General features: G+C 71.1%; 15 protein-coding genes and 1 pseudogene. 10 read left to right on the forward strand and 6 right to left on the reverse strand.

What is annotated here, in order from left to right; genetic code table 11:
• The first annotated feature begins 10 nt into the window (after positions 1 to 10).
• The gene (locus ACFV7R_RS28995) at positions 11 to 604 is read left to right on the forward strand and encodes a transglutaminase domain-containing protein (protein WP_385268626.1); all 594 of its coding nucleotides are present in this window, start codon (positions 11 to 13) and stop codon (positions 602 to 604) included.
• Between the two features lie 13 nt (positions 605 to 617).
• Here ACFV7R_RS28995 and ACFV7R_RS29000 read toward each other — a convergent pair whose 3' ends face one another.
• Both ACFV7R_RS29000 and ACFV7R_RS29005 read right to left on the reverse strand, forming a co-directional pair.
• Complete coding sequence (locus tag ACFV7R_RS29000) at positions 618 to 1,346, reverse strand: lysophospholipid acyltransferase family protein (RefSeq protein WP_129796480.1); 729 nt, start codon at positions 1,344 to 1,346, stop codon at positions 618 to 620.
• Between the two features lie 186 nt (positions 1,347 to 1,532).
• Positions 1,533 to 1,619: pseudogene (locus ACFV7R_RS29005) on the reverse strand (DUF4395 domain-containing protein); the annotation flags it as partial.
• A 115-nt stretch (positions 1,620 to 1,734) separates the two neighbouring features.
• Here ACFV7R_RS29005 and ACFV7R_RS29010 point away from each other — a divergent pair.
• From ACFV7R_RS29010 to ACFV7R_RS29030, 5 genes are all read left to right on the forward strand, one after another.
• Positions 1,735 to 2,148: a TlpA family protein disulfide reductase gene (locus tag ACFV7R_RS29010; protein ID WP_385268870.1), complete on the forward strand. Its 414-nt coding sequence runs from the start codon at positions 1,735 to 1,737 to the stop codon at positions 2,146 to 2,148.
• 78 nt (positions 2,149 to 2,226) lie between these two features.
• A complete protein-coding gene (locus ACFV7R_RS29015; RefSeq protein WP_385268872.1) occupies positions 2,227 to 2,307 on the forward strand; it encodes a putative leader peptide in 81 nt (26 codons plus the stop codon).
• Positions 2,308 to 2,351: 44 nt separating this feature from the next.
• On the forward strand, positions 2,352 to 2,861 hold the full coding sequence (locus tag ACFV7R_RS29020) for a flavin reductase family protein (RefSeq protein WP_129796476.1): 510 nt from the start codon (positions 2,352 to 2,354) through the stop codon (positions 2,859 to 2,861).
• A gap of 219 nt (positions 2,862 to 3,080) precedes the next feature.
• Complete coding sequence (locus ACFV7R_RS29025) at positions 3,081 to 3,866, forward strand: electron transfer flavoprotein subunit beta/FixA family protein (protein WP_385268628.1); 786 nt, start codon at positions 3,081 to 3,083, stop codon at positions 3,864 to 3,866.
• A gap of 54 nt (positions 3,867 to 3,920) precedes the next feature.
• Positions 3,921 to 4,883 (forward strand): electron transfer flavoprotein subunit alpha/FixB family protein, encoded by a 963-nt coding sequence (locus ACFV7R_RS29030; protein WP_385268630.1) that lies wholly within the window; start codon positions 3,921 to 3,923, stop codon positions 4,881 to 4,883.
• A gap of 57 nt (positions 4,884 to 4,940) precedes the next feature.
• Here the strand turns inward: ACFV7R_RS29030 and ACFV7R_RS29035 are convergent, their stop codons facing one another.
• Positions 4,941 to 5,846, reverse strand: a complete 906-nt coding sequence (locus ACFV7R_RS29035) for an endonuclease/exonuclease/phosphatase family protein (protein ID WP_385268632.1) — start codon at positions 5,844 to 5,846, stop codon at positions 4,941 to 4,943.
• A 196-nt stretch (positions 5,847 to 6,042) separates the two neighbouring features.
• Between ACFV7R_RS29035 and ACFV7R_RS29040 the strand changes: the two genes are divergently transcribed.
• Positions 6,043 to 7,347, forward strand: a complete 1,305-nt coding sequence (locus tag ACFV7R_RS29040) for a DUF6986 family protein (protein ID WP_385268634.1) — start codon at positions 6,043 to 6,045, stop codon at positions 7,345 to 7,347.
• A gap of 11 nt (positions 7,348 to 7,358) precedes the next feature.
• On the opposite strand, the gene ACFV7R_RS29045 is transcribed toward ACFV7R_RS29040, so the two are convergent.
• Both ACFV7R_RS29045 and ACFV7R_RS29050 read right to left on the reverse strand, forming a co-directional pair.
• A complete protein-coding gene (locus ACFV7R_RS29045; protein ID WP_385268636.1) occupies positions 7,359 to 8,165 on the reverse strand; it encodes a hypothetical protein in 807 nt (268 codons plus the stop codon).
• Positions 8,166 to 8,172: 7 nt separating this feature from the next.
• The gene (locus tag ACFV7R_RS29050) at positions 8,173 to 9,279 is read right to left on the reverse strand and encodes a LacI family DNA-binding transcriptional regulator (RefSeq protein ID WP_224734266.1); all 1,107 of its coding nucleotides are present in this window, start codon (positions 9,277 to 9,279) and stop codon (positions 8,173 to 8,175) included.
• Between the two features lie 169 nt (positions 9,280 to 9,448).
• Here ACFV7R_RS29050 and ACFV7R_RS29055 point away from each other — a divergent pair, with 169 nt between their 5' ends.
• The 3 genes from ACFV7R_RS29055 (at position 9,449) to ACFV7R_RS29065 (ending at position 11,889) form a co-directional block, all read left to right on the forward strand.
• A complete protein-coding gene (locus ACFV7R_RS29055; protein WP_385268639.1) occupies positions 9,449 to 10,402 on the forward strand; it encodes an ROK family protein in 954 nt (317 codons plus the stop codon).
• 105 nt (positions 10,403 to 10,507) lie between these two features.
• Complete coding sequence (locus ACFV7R_RS29060; RefSeq protein ID WP_385268640.1) at positions 10,508 to 10,702, forward strand: hypothetical protein; 195 nt, start codon at positions 10,508 to 10,510, stop codon at positions 10,700 to 10,702.
• 143 nt (positions 10,703 to 10,845) lie between these two features.
• Positions 10,846 to 11,889 (forward strand): NUDIX hydrolase, encoded by a 1,044-nt coding sequence (locus ACFV7R_RS29065; RefSeq protein ID WP_129796461.1) that lies wholly within the window; start codon positions 10,846 to 10,848, stop codon positions 11,887 to 11,889.
• Between the two features lie 42 nt (positions 11,890 to 11,931).
• Here ACFV7R_RS29065 and ACFV7R_RS29070 read toward each other — a convergent pair whose 3' ends face one another.
• A complete protein-coding gene (locus tag ACFV7R_RS29070; RefSeq protein WP_385268642.1) occupies positions 11,932 to 13,287 on the reverse strand; it encodes a dipeptidase in 1,356 nt (451 codons plus the stop codon).
• Positions 13,288 to 13,350 lie beyond the last annotated feature (63 nt).

Consider the following 13,350-nt stretch of genomic DNA (forward strand, 5'->3'; position numbering starts at 1 on the left):
CTCTGCGGGCATGGAGCTGATCCAGGAAACCCCGGACCTGTCCGCCTACTTGGCAGCCGACGAGGCCATCGACCATGACCGTCCGCGGGTGAGGGACACGGCGGCCCGGCTCGCGGCGGCAGCATCGGACTCGTATGACTATGCGCGCATGGCGTTCGAGTTCGTGCGTGACACCATTCCGCACTCGCAGGACTCCGGTGATCCCCGCGTCACCTGGCGCGCGTCCGACGTGCTGGAGCAGGGGACGGGCATCTGCTACGCCAAGGCCCACGCGCTGGCGGCGCTGCTGCGGGCCGAGGACATCCCGACGGCGCTCTGCTACCAGCGGCTGGCGCACGACGACGGCGACGGGCATGTCGTGCACGGGCTTGTCGCCGTACGGTTCAACGGCGCCTGGCACCGGCAGGACCCGCGCGGCAACAAGGCGGGCGTGGACGCCCGGTTCTCCCTCGGCGGGGAGCGCCTGGCCTTCACGCCCGATGCGAAGTCCGGCGAGTCGGACTATCCGGTGCTGTACGCGAAACCGCACCCGGTTGTCCTCGGCGCCCTGCGGGCCGCCCCCGACCGGCCGTACCTGTGGAAGACGCTCCCCACCGCACTCTGAGGTCCAGGAACGGTCAGCGGGCCTCGGCCGCGCGTACCTCCTCCGGAGTCGGCGCCGTGCCGCCGAGATGGGCCGGCAGCCACCACGTGTCGTCCGGGCCCTTGGGGCGTACCGGGTAGGCACGCTGGGCGGCCTCCAGCAGTTCCTGGACCCGCTCGCGCAGCTGCCGGGTGATCGCGCCGGCGTACTTGTCGCGCGAGGCCTCGAGCGCCTCGCCGACCCGGATCGTGATCGGCGTGTGGCTGCGCCGGAAGTTGCGCGGGTGGCCCTTGGTCCACAGCCGCTGCGTGCCCCACACGGCCATCGGGACGAGCGGGACGCCCGCCTCCTGGGCCAGTCGGGCGGCGCCGGACTTGAAGCCCTTCAGGGTGAACGACTGCGAGATCGTGGCCTCGGGGAACACGCCGACCACCTCGCCGGAGCGCAGTGAGTCCAGGGCGTGCGCGTAGGCCGCCTCACCCTGCTTGCGGTCCACCGGGATGTGCTTCATGCCGCGCATCAGCGGGCCGGAGATCTTGTGCCGGAAGACGGACTCCTTCGCCATGAAACGCACCAGGCGCTTCTGGGGGAGCGCGGCCAGGCCGTTGAAGATGAAGTCCAGATAGCTGATGTGATTGCTCACCAGCACGGCGCCGCCCGAGCGCGGGATGTTCTCCGACCCCTTGCAGTCGATCTTGAGGTCCCAGGCCTTGAACATCGTGAGGGCGAGACCGACGACGGGGCGGTAGACGAGTTCTGCCATGGGCGGCGTGGACCCTTCCTGCTCTGCCTGGGAAGGGATTCCCGGCGGAAAAGCTACGGAGCCGTAGGTTTACGGCATCTCGCAGATCGTGCCCCAAGAACGGCCGGGGAGCCAGCCCTCGTGCCCGGCCGACACGAGATCCTCGTCACGTCGGCCGGTGATCCACCTCGTGCTTTTAACGGTCTTTTACTTTGCGCGTACCGCCACTCGTTGGGCCATCAGGTACAACTCGCATCCCGGGCAGCACCCGAACGCGGCATTGAGGAAGGCGGCGCCGAGCGCCGAACCGCGGCCCTCTCACGTCGATGTCCATGAAGCCGGCATCCCGCAGCGGACCCGCTTCCGGGAGGTGGGAATCTTTGCGGTCTCGTGAACGCTTGTGCAGGTGATGGCGGGGCTTGTGGTGTGCCTTGCGGTGCTCGCGGCGGTGAGCGTCCACGGCGTGCTGCACCGGTGGCGGAACGGGAGAGTGTGCGTGCGCGGGCGTGACGAGGGGAAGCGGCTCGGTGCGGCCGAGCTGGGCGCGGAACTCGGCGATCGGGCCACGCTGGTGCAGTTCTCCAGCGCCTTCTGCGCACCCTGCCGGGCGACCCGGCGCATTCTCGACGAGGTGGCCGGTCTGGTCCCCGGCGTCACCCATGTCGAGATCGATGCCGAGGCCCACCTGAACCTCGTCCGCACCCTCGACATCCTCAAGACGCCGACCGTGCTGGTGCTGGACGCCGACGGCCGTGTCGTGCGGCGGGCCACGGGGCAGCCGCGCAAGGCCGATGTGATCGCCGCACTGGGGGAGGCGGTCTGAGTGCCGATGCTCAGGAGGCCGTTTCCGCATGCCGGAACGAACTTGACTGCGTACACCACCTATCGTCAGCCTGGCCGTATGCCTTCGGAACTCCTTCTCTTCGGGCGGGTCCATGTCGACCTCGTCCGCACCGCGAGCGCGTGCTGTCCGGGCTGTTGAACCGCCCCGGACTGCTCCCTCGCCCCTGACAGAAGGTCAACTTCATGACGGCCATCCCCGGCCTAGCCGCCCCCCGTACCGCCTCCCCCGACCTGCTCCGTGCCGTCTTCCGTCGGCACGCGGCCGGAGTGGCGGTGATCACCGCGCGGGGCGACGACGGCCCGGTCGGCTTCACCGCCACGTCCCTCACGTCGGTCTCCGTGGAGCCGCCGATGCTCTCCTTCGGGATCGGTACGGGCTCCTCCAGTTGGGCGGCGATCTCCGAGGCCGAGCACGTGGGGGTCCACATACTCGGCGAGCACCAGCAGGAGTTGGCCGCCACCTTCGCCCGGAGCGGCGCCGACCGGTTCGGCGCTCCCACCGGCTGGCGCGAGGGCCCTGAAGGCGTTCCCGTGCTCGACGACGTGCTGGCCTGGCTGGTGGGCCGGGTCCACGCGCGCGTGCCCGCCGGCGACCATCACCTCGTGCTCGCGGAGGTCGTTCTCGGTGATCCGGCCGGGGCGGGCCGCCCGCTTCTGTACCACCAGGGGCGCTTCAATGCCCTGCGTGACTGAGCGCGGTCCGACCGCCCTGCGAAGCCGTCCGGTTCCGGTTACGCTGCGTTGCGAAGGTCACAGTTCAAAGCGCTTGCTTAGCGGGAACGAACTGGGTGTACTGACGAGTAATATTTCGTTCGGAGGCGAGGGTCGCCCCGACCGGGATCGGCCGCTTCAGGCGCCTATGCTGCCTGCAAGCAGGCAGCCGAGAAATGACGATGCAGTAGGAGAGCCGGCGTGAGCTTGAGGATCGTTGTCACTGTGAAGTACGTGCCCGACGCCACTGGCGACCGGCACTTCGCCGATGACCTGACCGTCGACCGGGACGACGTGGACGGTCTGCTCTCCGAACTGGACGAGTACGCGGTCGAGCAGGCGCTGCAGATCGCCGAGGACGCGGACGACGCCGAGGTCACCGTCCTGACCGTGGGCCCGGAGGACGCCAAGGACGCGCTGCGCAAGGCCCTGTCCATGGGTGCCGACAAGGCGATCCACGTCGAGGACGACGACCTGCACGGCACCGACGCCATCGGCACCTCGCTGGTGCTGGCCAAGGCGATCGAGAAGGCGGGCTACGACCTGGTCATCTCCGGCATGGCCTCCACCGACGGCACCATGGGCGTCGTCCCGGCCCTGCTGGCCGAGCGTCTGGGCGTCCCGCAGGTGACCCTGCTGTCCGAGGTCTCCGTCGAGGACGGCACGGTCAAGGGCCGCCGCGACGGCGACGCCGCCTCCGAGCAACTGGAGGCCTCCCTGCCGGCCGTCGTGTCGGTCACCGACCAGTCCGGCGAGGCGCGTTACCCGTCCTTCAAGGGCATCATGGCCGCCAAGAAGAAGCCGGTTCAGTCCTGGGACCTGTCCGACCTGGACATCGAGGCCGAGGAGGTCGGTCTCGAGGGCGCCTACACCACCGTGGACGCCGCGACCGAGCGTCCGGCCCGCACGGCCGGCACGATCGTCAAGGACGAGGGCGAGGGCGGCAAGCAGCTCGCTGAGTTCCTCGCGAGCCAGAAGTTCATCTGAGCTCGAATTCGCTGACCGCCCCTCATACTTCGCAAGCAGGAGAGAAGAAGTCCCATGGCTGAAGTTCTCGTCTACGTCGACCACGTGGACGGTGCCGTCCGCAAGCCCACCCTGGAGCTGCTGACCCTGGCCCGCCGCATCGGCGAGCCCGTCGCCGTCGCCCTGGGCAACGGCGCCGCCGACACCGCCGCCACGCTCGCCGAGCACGGCGCGGTCAAGGTGCTCACCCACGACGCCGCCGAGTACGCCGACTACCTGGTCGTACCGAAGGTGGACGCCCTGCAGGCCGCCGTCGGGGCCGTCTCCCCGGCCGCGGTGCTGGTGCCCTCCTCCGCCGAGGGCAAGGAGATCGCCGCCCGTCTGGCGCTGCGCATCGGCTCCGGCATCATCACCGACGCCGTCGACCTGGAGGCCGGCGACGAGGGTCCGGTGGCCACCCAGTCGGTGTTCGCCGCGTCCTTCACCACCAAGTCCCGGGTCTCCAAGGGCACCCCGGTCATCACGGTCAAGCCGAACTCGGCCGCCGTGGAGGCCGCCCCGGCCGCAGGCAGCGTCGAGGCGCTGTCGGTGACCTTCTCCGACCAGGCCACCGGCACCAAGGTCACCGCGCGCACCCCGCGTGAGTCGACCGGGCGTCCGGAGCTGACCGAGGCCGCGATCGTCGTCTCCGGCGGCCGTGGCGTCAACGGCGCGGAGAACTTCGCGATCATCGAGGCCCTCGCCGACTCCCTCGGCGCGGCCGTCGGTGCCTCGCGTGCCGCGGTGGACGCGGGCTGGTACCCGCACACCAACCAGGTCGGCCAGACCGGCAAGTCCGTCTCGCCGCAGCTGTACATCGCCTCCGGCATCTCCGGCGCGATCCAGCACCGCGCCGGTATGCAGACCTCGAAGACGATCGTGGCCGTCAACAAGGACCCCGAGGCCCCGATCTTCGAGCTCGTCGACTACGGCGTCGTCGGCGACCTCTTCGACGTCGTCCCGCAGCTCACCGAGGAGATCAAGGCCCGCAAGGGCTGATCGTCCGCAGGCTGTACGAGGCCCCCGTGACCACGCGCCGGTCACGGGGGCCTCGGCTCATCCCAGGGTCAGCGACGCCTGGACCGGCAGATGGTCGCTCGGGAACTGCCCGTCCACGGAGAAGGTGTTGATGTCCGCCCGGTGCACGGTGACGCCCGGCGTGGCCAGAATCCAGTCGATGCGGTCGCCGCCCGGTGTCAGCGGCCGGTAACCGTGGAACGTCGCGTACAGCGCGCTGCGCTCGGCCGCCGTCTCCCAGGTGTCGACGAGCCCGGCGCCCAGCATCGTGTCGTAGACCGGGTCCTTGTGGGCCGCAACGTTGAAGTCGCCGGTCACCAGCAGCGGCAGCGAACGGTCCAGCCCGGAGATCCGCTGCACGGTCAGGTCGGCGGCACGCGCGCGTGCGTCCTGGCTGCGGTTGTCGAGGTGGGTGTTGAGGAAGTAGAACTCCCGGCCGGTGTCCCGCAGATCGCGGAAGCGGACCCAGGTGACCATGCGGATGGACCCGCCGCCCCAGGTGTTCGACCCGATCACCTCCGGGGTGTCGGAGAGCCAGAAGTGGTCGTACTCGACGGGGGCGAGACGGCGCGTGTCGTAGAAGATCGCCATGAACTCGTCGCGGCTGCCGCCCGCACGGCCCGTGCCGATCCAGTCGTAGTGCGGCCCGAGAGCGGCCTCGATGTCCTGCAGTTGCTGGTAGAGGCCCTCCTGGGTGCCGATGACGTGCGGGCGCTCGCGGCGCAGCAGTTCGCGCATCACCGGTCTGCGCACCGCCCAGCTGTTCGGTTCACTGGTGCTCGCGAAGCGCAGGTTGAAGGACATGGCCTCCAGGTGCAGGCCGGCGGAAACCTCGGCCGACGCGGGAAACGGGGACAGTGCTGTACTGGACAGGGGCAGGGCGACCGCTGCGGCTAACGCGGTCTTCAGGCCCAGACGGCGCGTGACTCGGCTGTGGTTCGGCACGGTGGCTCCTTCGTTGGGGACTGCCGGGCGGAGTCGTGCGTACCGAAGTGTTCTACCGCCGTATGAGATGAGCGTGAACATGCCGAAAGTTCGCGGTGGCACCGTAAGGAAGCGGTGTTGACCAGGCGGAAGGTCCCCGGATAACTTCGTTCTACGGATTGTTGATTCCGTAAAGCGGAAAACTGGAGGGTGTGGGATGGGTCAGGGGCAGCAGGAGCAGGTGGCGACGAGCCTGGCGGCCACGGTCAGCGAGGAGATCAGCGCCTCCCTCGCACCGGTCGACGCCGAACTGGAGCGCCGCTACCCCGGAGACCCCGGCACTCGCCAGCCCGTCCACACCGTCTACGTCCCCGGCGACGCCTTCGCCGCCGATATCATCCGCTCCTGGGGCGAGCAGGCCCTTGCCGCCCTCGACGCACACGCACCGGACGCCGCCTCCTTCGCGGCCGTCCTCGGCCTCCCCGACGACCTCGCCGAGCCCGTCCACGACCGGGTCCGCGCCAAGCTGGAGCGTGAGCCGATCGAAGACCTGCGCGTCGACTTCGAGGACGGCTACGGCCCCCGCCCCGACGCCGAGGAGGACGAGACGGCCGCCCGCGCCGCCCGGCTGATCGCGGAGGCGTACGAAAACGGCACCGCGGCCCCGTACATGGGCATCCGCATGAAGTGCATGGAGGCCGCCGTCCGGGACCGGGGCATCCGCACCCTCGACATCTTCCTCACCGGCCTGATGAAGGCCGGCGGCCTGCCCGACGGGCTGGTCCTCACCCTGCCCAAGGTCACCTACCCCGAGCAGGTCACCGCCATGGTCCGGCTCCTCGAGGCCTTCGAGAAGGCGCACGCGCTGGAGCCCGGGCGGCTCGGCTTCGAGATACAGATCGAGACCAGCCAGTCCATCCTCGCCACCGACGGCACCGCCACCGTCGCCCGGATGATCCAGGCCGCCGAGGGCCGCGCCACCGGACTGCACTACGGCACCTTCGACTACAGCGCCTGCCTCGGTGTCTCCGCCGCCTACCAGGCCGGCGACCACCCGGCTGCCGACCACGCCAAGGCGATCATGCAGGTCGCCGCCGCGGGCACCGGCGTCCGTGTGTCGGACGGCTCCACCAACGTCCTGCCGGTCGGCCCGACCGAGCAGGTCCACGACGCCTGGCGCCTGCACTACGGCCTCACCCGCCGCGCCCTGGCCCGCGCCTACTACCAGGGCTGGGACATGCACCCCGGTCACCTCCCGACCCGCTACGCGGCCGTCTACGCCTTCTACCGCGAGGGCTTCGAACAGGCCGCCGCCCGCCTCGCCCGCTACGCGGGCCGCATCGGCGGCGACGTCATGGACGAGCCGGCCACCGCCAAGGCCCTTGGCGGCTACCTGCTGCGCGGCCTGGACTGCGGGGCTCTCGACATCGCCGAGGTCGCCCGGCTGACCGGCCTGACCCGGATCGACCTGGAGGGCTTCGCGGCGCCCCGGCGGGGCGATCTGACGGCCTCGGCCAAGTAGCGGCTCACAACTTACGCCCCGGTACCCGGACTCCCGGTCTGCTGAGCTCGTACGTACCGCTCCAGGCCGGAGGCCGTTACCAGCTTCTCCTCGGCGAACAGCCGAGTGCCCCGCTCGCACAACTGCCGGTCGGCGCGGGCCCGTGCGCAGAACTCCGCGGGCGTGGCGCCGAACAGCTTTCGCAACCGGGGCAGGGTGACGAGGAGTTCGGTGAGCAGGGCGCGCTGCCCGGGATGCGTGCGGGGCGCGGGGGAGCCGTTGTGCAGGACGCCATGGCGGTTGACGTACACGTACGCGCCGGGCAGCGGCTCGCCGTTCTCCAACTCGATCCGCACCTCGGGCGCGGGCAGCCAGGCGCGGGCGAAGTTGCCGTGCGGCAGCGGCACGCCCTCACTCGTATCGATCACCGCGAGCTGCTCGGCGTCGAGCCAGGTGATGAACAACTCCCGTACGACTCCCGGCGCGTCGAAGGGGGAGGCGCTCACATAGCCGAGGCGGCTCACGTGGGCGGAGACACCCACGTCGATGCCGGTGACCCGGACCTTGACCATCGGGACGGGCGAGGTGATCCCGAACTCGGCCATCTTGTGGCGCAGTTGGCCGGGGCAGGCGTTGGAGCCGACGGCGAGGACCGGGGTGCGGTCCTCGTGCACCAGACGGGTGAGCGGCAGCAGCCGGTCCCCGTCGAGCAGCCCCGACATCTGCGGCCAGGCACCCGGATAGCTCAGTGGACGGTCGCGGGGCGCTTCCGCCAGCCCCAGCGCCTCCAGGGTGCGGCCGGGCCCGTCATGCCGTTGCTGCTTCGAGTGGTCCTCCATCGGCCGCTCAGTCCGCCGGCGGCAGCTCGCCCGAGCCGCGGGTGATCAGCCGGGTCGGCAGTTCGATGCGCTCCGGGACGACGAGCGAGCCGTCCAGCTGGCGGAACAGCCGCTCCGCGGCAGTGCGGCCGAGGGCGGCCGCGTCCTGGGCGACGACGGTGACGCCCGGCTGGAGCAGATCGGCGAGTTCGATGTCGTCGAATCCGACCAGGGCGACCTGCCGGGACTGCTCGGCCAGCACACGGATCACGGTGACCGTCACGCGGTTGTTGCCCGCGAAGACCGCGGTGACCGGGGCGGGGCCGGAGAGCATCTCCTCGGCCGCCCGGCGCACCCGGCGCGGATCGGTGATGCCCAGGGACATCCAGGACTCCTCGACGGGTATGCCGGCGTCCTCCATCGCCGCCCGGTAGCCGCGCAGCCGCTCCGCGGCGGTGTGGATACGGGGCATGTCGCCGATGAAACCGATCCGCCGGTGACCGTGCGCGATCAGGTGCGCGACGCCGTCCCGGGCGCCGCCGTAGCTGTCCGACAGGACGACATCGGCGTCGATCTTCCCGGCCGGACGGTCCACGAACACCGTGGCGACGCCCGCCTTGAGCTCGGGTTCCAGATAGCGGTGGTCGTCACCGGCCGGGATGACGACCAGCCCGTCCACCCGCCGCGCGCACAGCGCCAGCACCAGCTCCTGCTCGCGCTCGGGGTCCTCGGCGCTGGAACCGTTGATCAGCAGGGCGCCGTGGGCGCGCGCCACCTCCTCGACCGCACGGCTGAGCGGCCCGTAGAACGGGTCGGCCAGGTCCTCCAGGACCAGCCCGATGCTGGCCGTACGGCCCTTGCGCAGCACCCGCGCGCTGTCGTTGCGCCGGAAGCCGAGCGCCTCGATGGCCTCCTGGACACGGCGCTCGGTCTCCGGCGTGACCCCCGGTTCACCGTTGACGACCCGGGAGACCGTCTTCAGTCCGACCCCGGCACGGGCCGCGACGTCCTTCATGGTCGGCCGGTTGCCGTAGCGGTTCGCGGAGAGATTCGCGGAGAGGCGGTCTGCTCGGCGGTGGGTCTCGGGCACGGTGCGGTGTCCTGTCCTGTGGTCCACGGGGATGCGTCGGTCCATGGTTTGTATGAGGATGTGGCGTCGAGCATAGAGCCTGGACAACGTTGTCAGACGCAGGGGAGACTGTCCACCGCAATCTCCGGCCCGCGCCCCACCGCTGGACCGGCCAGCCTTGCCCAGCCCTTTTACCCAGCCCTTTTACCCAGGTTGACGGGGAGATCCGACACTGATGCACACCGACCTCGTGGCCGCGCTCGACATCGGCGGAACCAAGATCGCAGGCGCGCTGGTGGATGGCGGCGGCCGGATCGTGGTGCGCGCCCAGCGCCCCACGCCCGCCCAGCAGGACGGCGACACCGTGATGCGGGCGGTCGAAGAGGTGATCGGCGAGCTGACCGCGGCGCCGCTGTGGGGCCGCGTGAACGCCGTCGGCATCGGCAGCGCAGGTCCGGTGGACGCCTCGGCGGGCACGGTCAGCCCCGTGAACGTGCCCGGCTGGCGCGACTATCCACTCGTGGAGCGGGTCCGGGCTGCGGTCGGCGGACTGCCCGTCGAGCTGATCGGCGACGGCGTCGCGATCACTGCCGCCGAGCACTGGCAGGGCGCCGCACGAGGCCACGACAACGCGCTGTGCATGGTGGTCTCCACCGGCGTCGGCGGTGGCCTGGTCCTGAACGGCCGCCTTCACCCTGGCCCCACCGGCAACGCAGGCCACATCGGTCACATCAGCGTGGACCTCGACGGCGATCCCTGCCCGTGCGGTGCGCGCGGCTGTGTGGAGCGCATCGCCAGCGGCCCCAACATCGCGCGCCGCGCCGTGGAGGCCGGCTGGCGGCCCGGCCCGGACGGCGACACCTCCGCCGCCGCGGTGGCCGCCGCCGCACGCGTCGGCGACCCGGTCGCCGTGGCCTCCTTCGAACGCGCCGCCCAGGCCCTGGCTGCCGGTATCGCGGCCACCGCGACCCTCGTCGAGATCGACATCGCGGTCATCGGCGGGGGAGTGGGCAAGGCGGGCGACGTCCTCTTCTCCCCCCTGCGCAAGGCCCTCGGCGACTACGCAACGCTGTCGTTCGTCCAAGGGCTGAAGGTGATGCCGGCTCAGATGGGCACGGACGCGGGCCTGGTGGGGGCCGCCGCGGCCGCCCTGGCGAGCCGGACGGACGCCACGGCGGCGGGGGTGTGAGCGCCACCGGCAGGAACGTTCACCCCCGGTCGGACAGGGTCCCCCGAGCCGACAGACCCGGGACAGGTGCGTGACCCCGGACCGGGTCCGTCGGTTGAACCGGACATGAAGAAGCGCAGCATGCTCGCCATCGCCTCCCTCGCCACCGGATTCGTCGTCGCGGCGGTCACTCCCTCCCACGCCGGCGGTGAAGAACCGGGCAACCCCAAGGTGGACGACACCCTCAGCACCCTCGACAGGACCAGCGTGACCGACGGTCCGACCCTGGACGACCGCACCCCTGGCGGGCAGGAGAGCTGACGCAGCCGCCACAGCCGCATCACGAGGCGCCGGCCCCCGGAACGGGGTGCCGGCGCTTCCGCTTGTGCACCCTCAACTGGGCCTGGTTTCCGTGGCAGGGTGGAACGGGCAAGCCACAGGGGTCCAACAGAAGAGGGGGAAACGTGACCGTCGTCTGGATCAACGGCGCGTTCGGTGCGGGGAAGACCACCACCGCACGGGAACTGATCGAACTGATCCCGAACAGCACGCTCTTCGACCCCGAGGTCATCGGCGGCGAACTGACACACCTGCTGCCGGCCAAACGCCTCGCCGAGGTCGGCGACTTCCAGGACCTGCCGATCTGGCGACGCCTCGTCATCGACACCGCGGCCGCGCTGCTCGCCGAACTCGGCGGCACCCTCGTCGTGCCCATGACCCTGCTGCGCCAGGAGTACCGCGACGAGATCTTCGGCGGTCTCGCAGCCCGCCGTATCGCCGTCCGGCATGTGCTTCTCACCCCGGCCGAAACGATCCTGCGCGACCGAATAGCGAACCGTGAGCTCCCGCCCGACGTGCCCGACGGAGAGATACGCACACGCCAGTGGTCGTACGACCGCATCGAGCCGTACAAGGCCGCCCTCGCCTCCTGGCTGACCGCCGACGCCCACCCCATCGACAACGGCGCCCTTCCCCCGTACGAGACCGCCTCCCGTATCGCCGAGGCCGTCGCCTCCGGGGCCGCGCCCGTCTGTGACATCGTGCAGACCCCCGAACCCACCGCCGAGACGCTGGCCGCCGGTGTCCTCCTCTTCGACGAAAAGGGCCGCGTGCTGCTCGTCGACCCCACCTACAAGGCGGGCTGGGAGTTCCCCGGCGGTGTCGTCGAACCCGGCGAGGCGCCCGCCCGGGCCGGCATGCGCGAGGTCGCCGAGGAGACCGGGATCCACCTCGACGACGTACCCCGCCTGCTGGTCGTCGACTGGGAGGCGCCCGCACCGCCCGGCTACGGCGGGCTGCGCCTCCTCTTCGACGGCGGAAGCCTCGACTCCGCCGAGGCCCGTGAGGTGCTGCTGCCCGGACCCGAGTTGCGCGCCTGGCGCTTCGTCACCGAGGAGGAGGCCGCCGGCCTGCTGCCGCCGGTGCGCTACGAGCGGCTGCGCTGGGCACTGCGGGCCCGCGAACGCGGCGCGGCGCTCTACCTGGAGGCCGGGATCCCGGTCGGCTGAGCGCAGCTGTCCGCGCTCAGCCGGGGGCGTGGCGGAGGCCGGTCAGCTCGCCGCGTAGTTGCGCAGGAACACGGCCTCCGCCACCGACAGCCGCTCCAGTTCCTCGGGGGACACGCTCTCGTCCACGGCGTGGATCTGGGCCTCCGGCTCGCTCAGACCGATGAGGAGGATCTCCGCGCGCGGGTAGAGCGCGGCGAGGGTGTTGCACAGCGGGATCGAGCCGCCCTGTCCCGCGTACTGCATCTCCTGGCCCGGGTATGCCACCGCCATCGCGTCGGTCATCGCCTGGTACGCCGGGCTGGTGGTGTCGGCGCGGAACGCCTGGCCCTGGCCGATCTGCTCGGTGCTCACCCGTGCACCCCACGGAGTGTGGGTCTCGATGTGCGCCTGGAGCAGCTTGGTCGCCTCGGCCGCGTCCACGCCCGGCGGCACCCGCAGACTGATCAGCGCCCGGGCGCTCGCCTGCACGGACGGGGTGGCGCCGACGACCGGCGGGCAGTCGATACCGAGCACGGTGACCGCCGGACGCGCCCAGATCCGGTCGGCGACCGTACCGGAGCCGATCAGACCGACGCCGTCGAGCACCTTGGCGTCCTTGCGGAACTGCTCGTCCTCGTACTGCAGACCCTCCCACTGCGCCTCGGACGTCAGTCCGTCGACCGTCGTCGAACCGTCCTCGGCGCGCAGCGAGTCCAGTACGCGGATCAGCGCGGCCAGCGCGTCGGGCGCCGCGCCGCCGAACTGGCCCGAGTGCAGGTTGCCTTCGAGCGTGTCGACCCGCACCCGTACGAGGGTCATGCCCCGCAGGGTCGAGGTCACCGTCGGCAGCCCGACGCGGAAGTTGCCCGCGTCGCCGATGACGATCGTGTCGGCCTCCAGGAGCTCCGGGTGCTCCTCGGCGTACCGCTCCAGGCCGCCCGTGCCCGTCTCCTCGGACCCCTCGGCGATCACCTTGACGTGCACCGGCACGCCGCCGTTCGCCTTCAGCGCGCGCAGCGCCAGCAGGTGCATGATCACGCCGCCCTTGCAGTCGGCGGCACCGCGCCCGTACCAGCGGCCGTCGCGCTCGGTCAGCTCGAAGGGCGGGGTCGTCCAGGCGGCCTCGTCCAACGGCGGCTGCACGTCGTAGTGCGCGTAGAGCAGGACGGTCTTCGCGCCCTCGGGACCGGGCAGGTAGCCGTACACCGACTGCGTCCCGTCCGGGGTGTCGAGCAGCGCCACGTCCTCGAAGCCCTCGGCGCGCAGCGCGTCCGCCACCCAGCGTGCGGCGCCCTCGCTCTCGCTCCGCGGGAACTGGTCGAAGTCCGCCACCGACTTGAAGGCCACCAGCTCGGTGAGCTCCGCCTTCGCCCTGGGCATCAGCGAGGCGACGGTCTCGGCGACCGGATTCGACGACATGGGCACGCTCCTCGTAGGTGCGACGTTGTACTTCTCGGTACGGGTCTGCGCGGTGGGCCCGTG

This window comes from Streptomyces sp. NPDC059866 (assembly GCF_042731325.1).
In the GTDB taxonomy this organism is placed as follows: domain Bacteria; phylum Actinomycetota; class Actinomycetes; order Streptomycetales; family Streptomycetaceae; genus Streptomyces; species Streptomyces flavusporus.

Excerpts from the sequence above, each read along its gene's own strand:
- ACFV7R_RS28995 (WP_385268626.1), top strand. The coding sequence starts at position 11 with ATGGAGCTGATCCAGGAAACCCCGGACCTGTCCGCCTACTTGGCAGCC.
- ACFV7R_RS29000 (WP_129796480.1), bottom strand. The coding sequence starts at position 1,346 with ATGGCAGAACTCGTCTACCGCCCCGTCGTCGGTCTCGCCCTCACGATG.
- ACFV7R_RS29010 (WP_385268870.1), top strand. The coding sequence starts at position 1,735 with ATGGCGGGGCTTGTGGTGTGCCTTGCGGTGCTCGCGGCGGTGAGCGTC.
- ACFV7R_RS29015 (WP_385268872.1), top strand. The coding sequence starts at position 2,227 with ATGCCTTCGGAACTCCTTCTCTTCGGGCGGGTCCATGTCGACCTCGTC.
- ACFV7R_RS29020 (WP_129796476.1), top strand. The coding sequence starts at position 2,352 with ATGACGGCCATCCCCGGCCTAGCCGCCCCCCGTACCGCCTCCCCCGAC.
- ACFV7R_RS29030 (WP_385268630.1), top strand. The coding sequence starts at position 3,921 with ATGGCTGAAGTTCTCGTCTACGTCGACCACGTGGACGGTGCCGTCCGC.
- ACFV7R_RS29040 (WP_385268634.1), top strand. The coding sequence starts at position 6,043 with ATGGGTCAGGGGCAGCAGGAGCAGGTGGCGACGAGCCTGGCGGCCACG.
- ACFV7R_RS29045 (WP_385268636.1), bottom strand. The coding sequence starts at position 8,165 with ATGGAGGACCACTCGAAGCAGCAACGGCATGACGGGCCCGGCCGCACC.
- ACFV7R_RS29050 (WP_224734266.1), bottom strand. The coding sequence starts at position 9,279 with ATGGACCGACGCATCCCCGTGGACCACAGGACAGGACACCGCACCGTG.
- ACFV7R_RS29055 (WP_385268639.1), top strand. The coding sequence starts at position 9,449 with ATGCACACCGACCTCGTGGCCGCGCTCGACATCGGCGGAACCAAGATC.
- ACFV7R_RS29060 (WP_385268640.1), top strand. The coding sequence starts at position 10,508 with ATGAAGAAGCGCAGCATGCTCGCCATCGCCTCCCTCGCCACCGGATTC.
- ACFV7R_RS29070 (WP_385268642.1), bottom strand. The coding sequence starts at position 13,287 with ATGTCGTCGAATCCGGTCGCCGAGACCGTCGCCTCGCTGATGCCCAGG.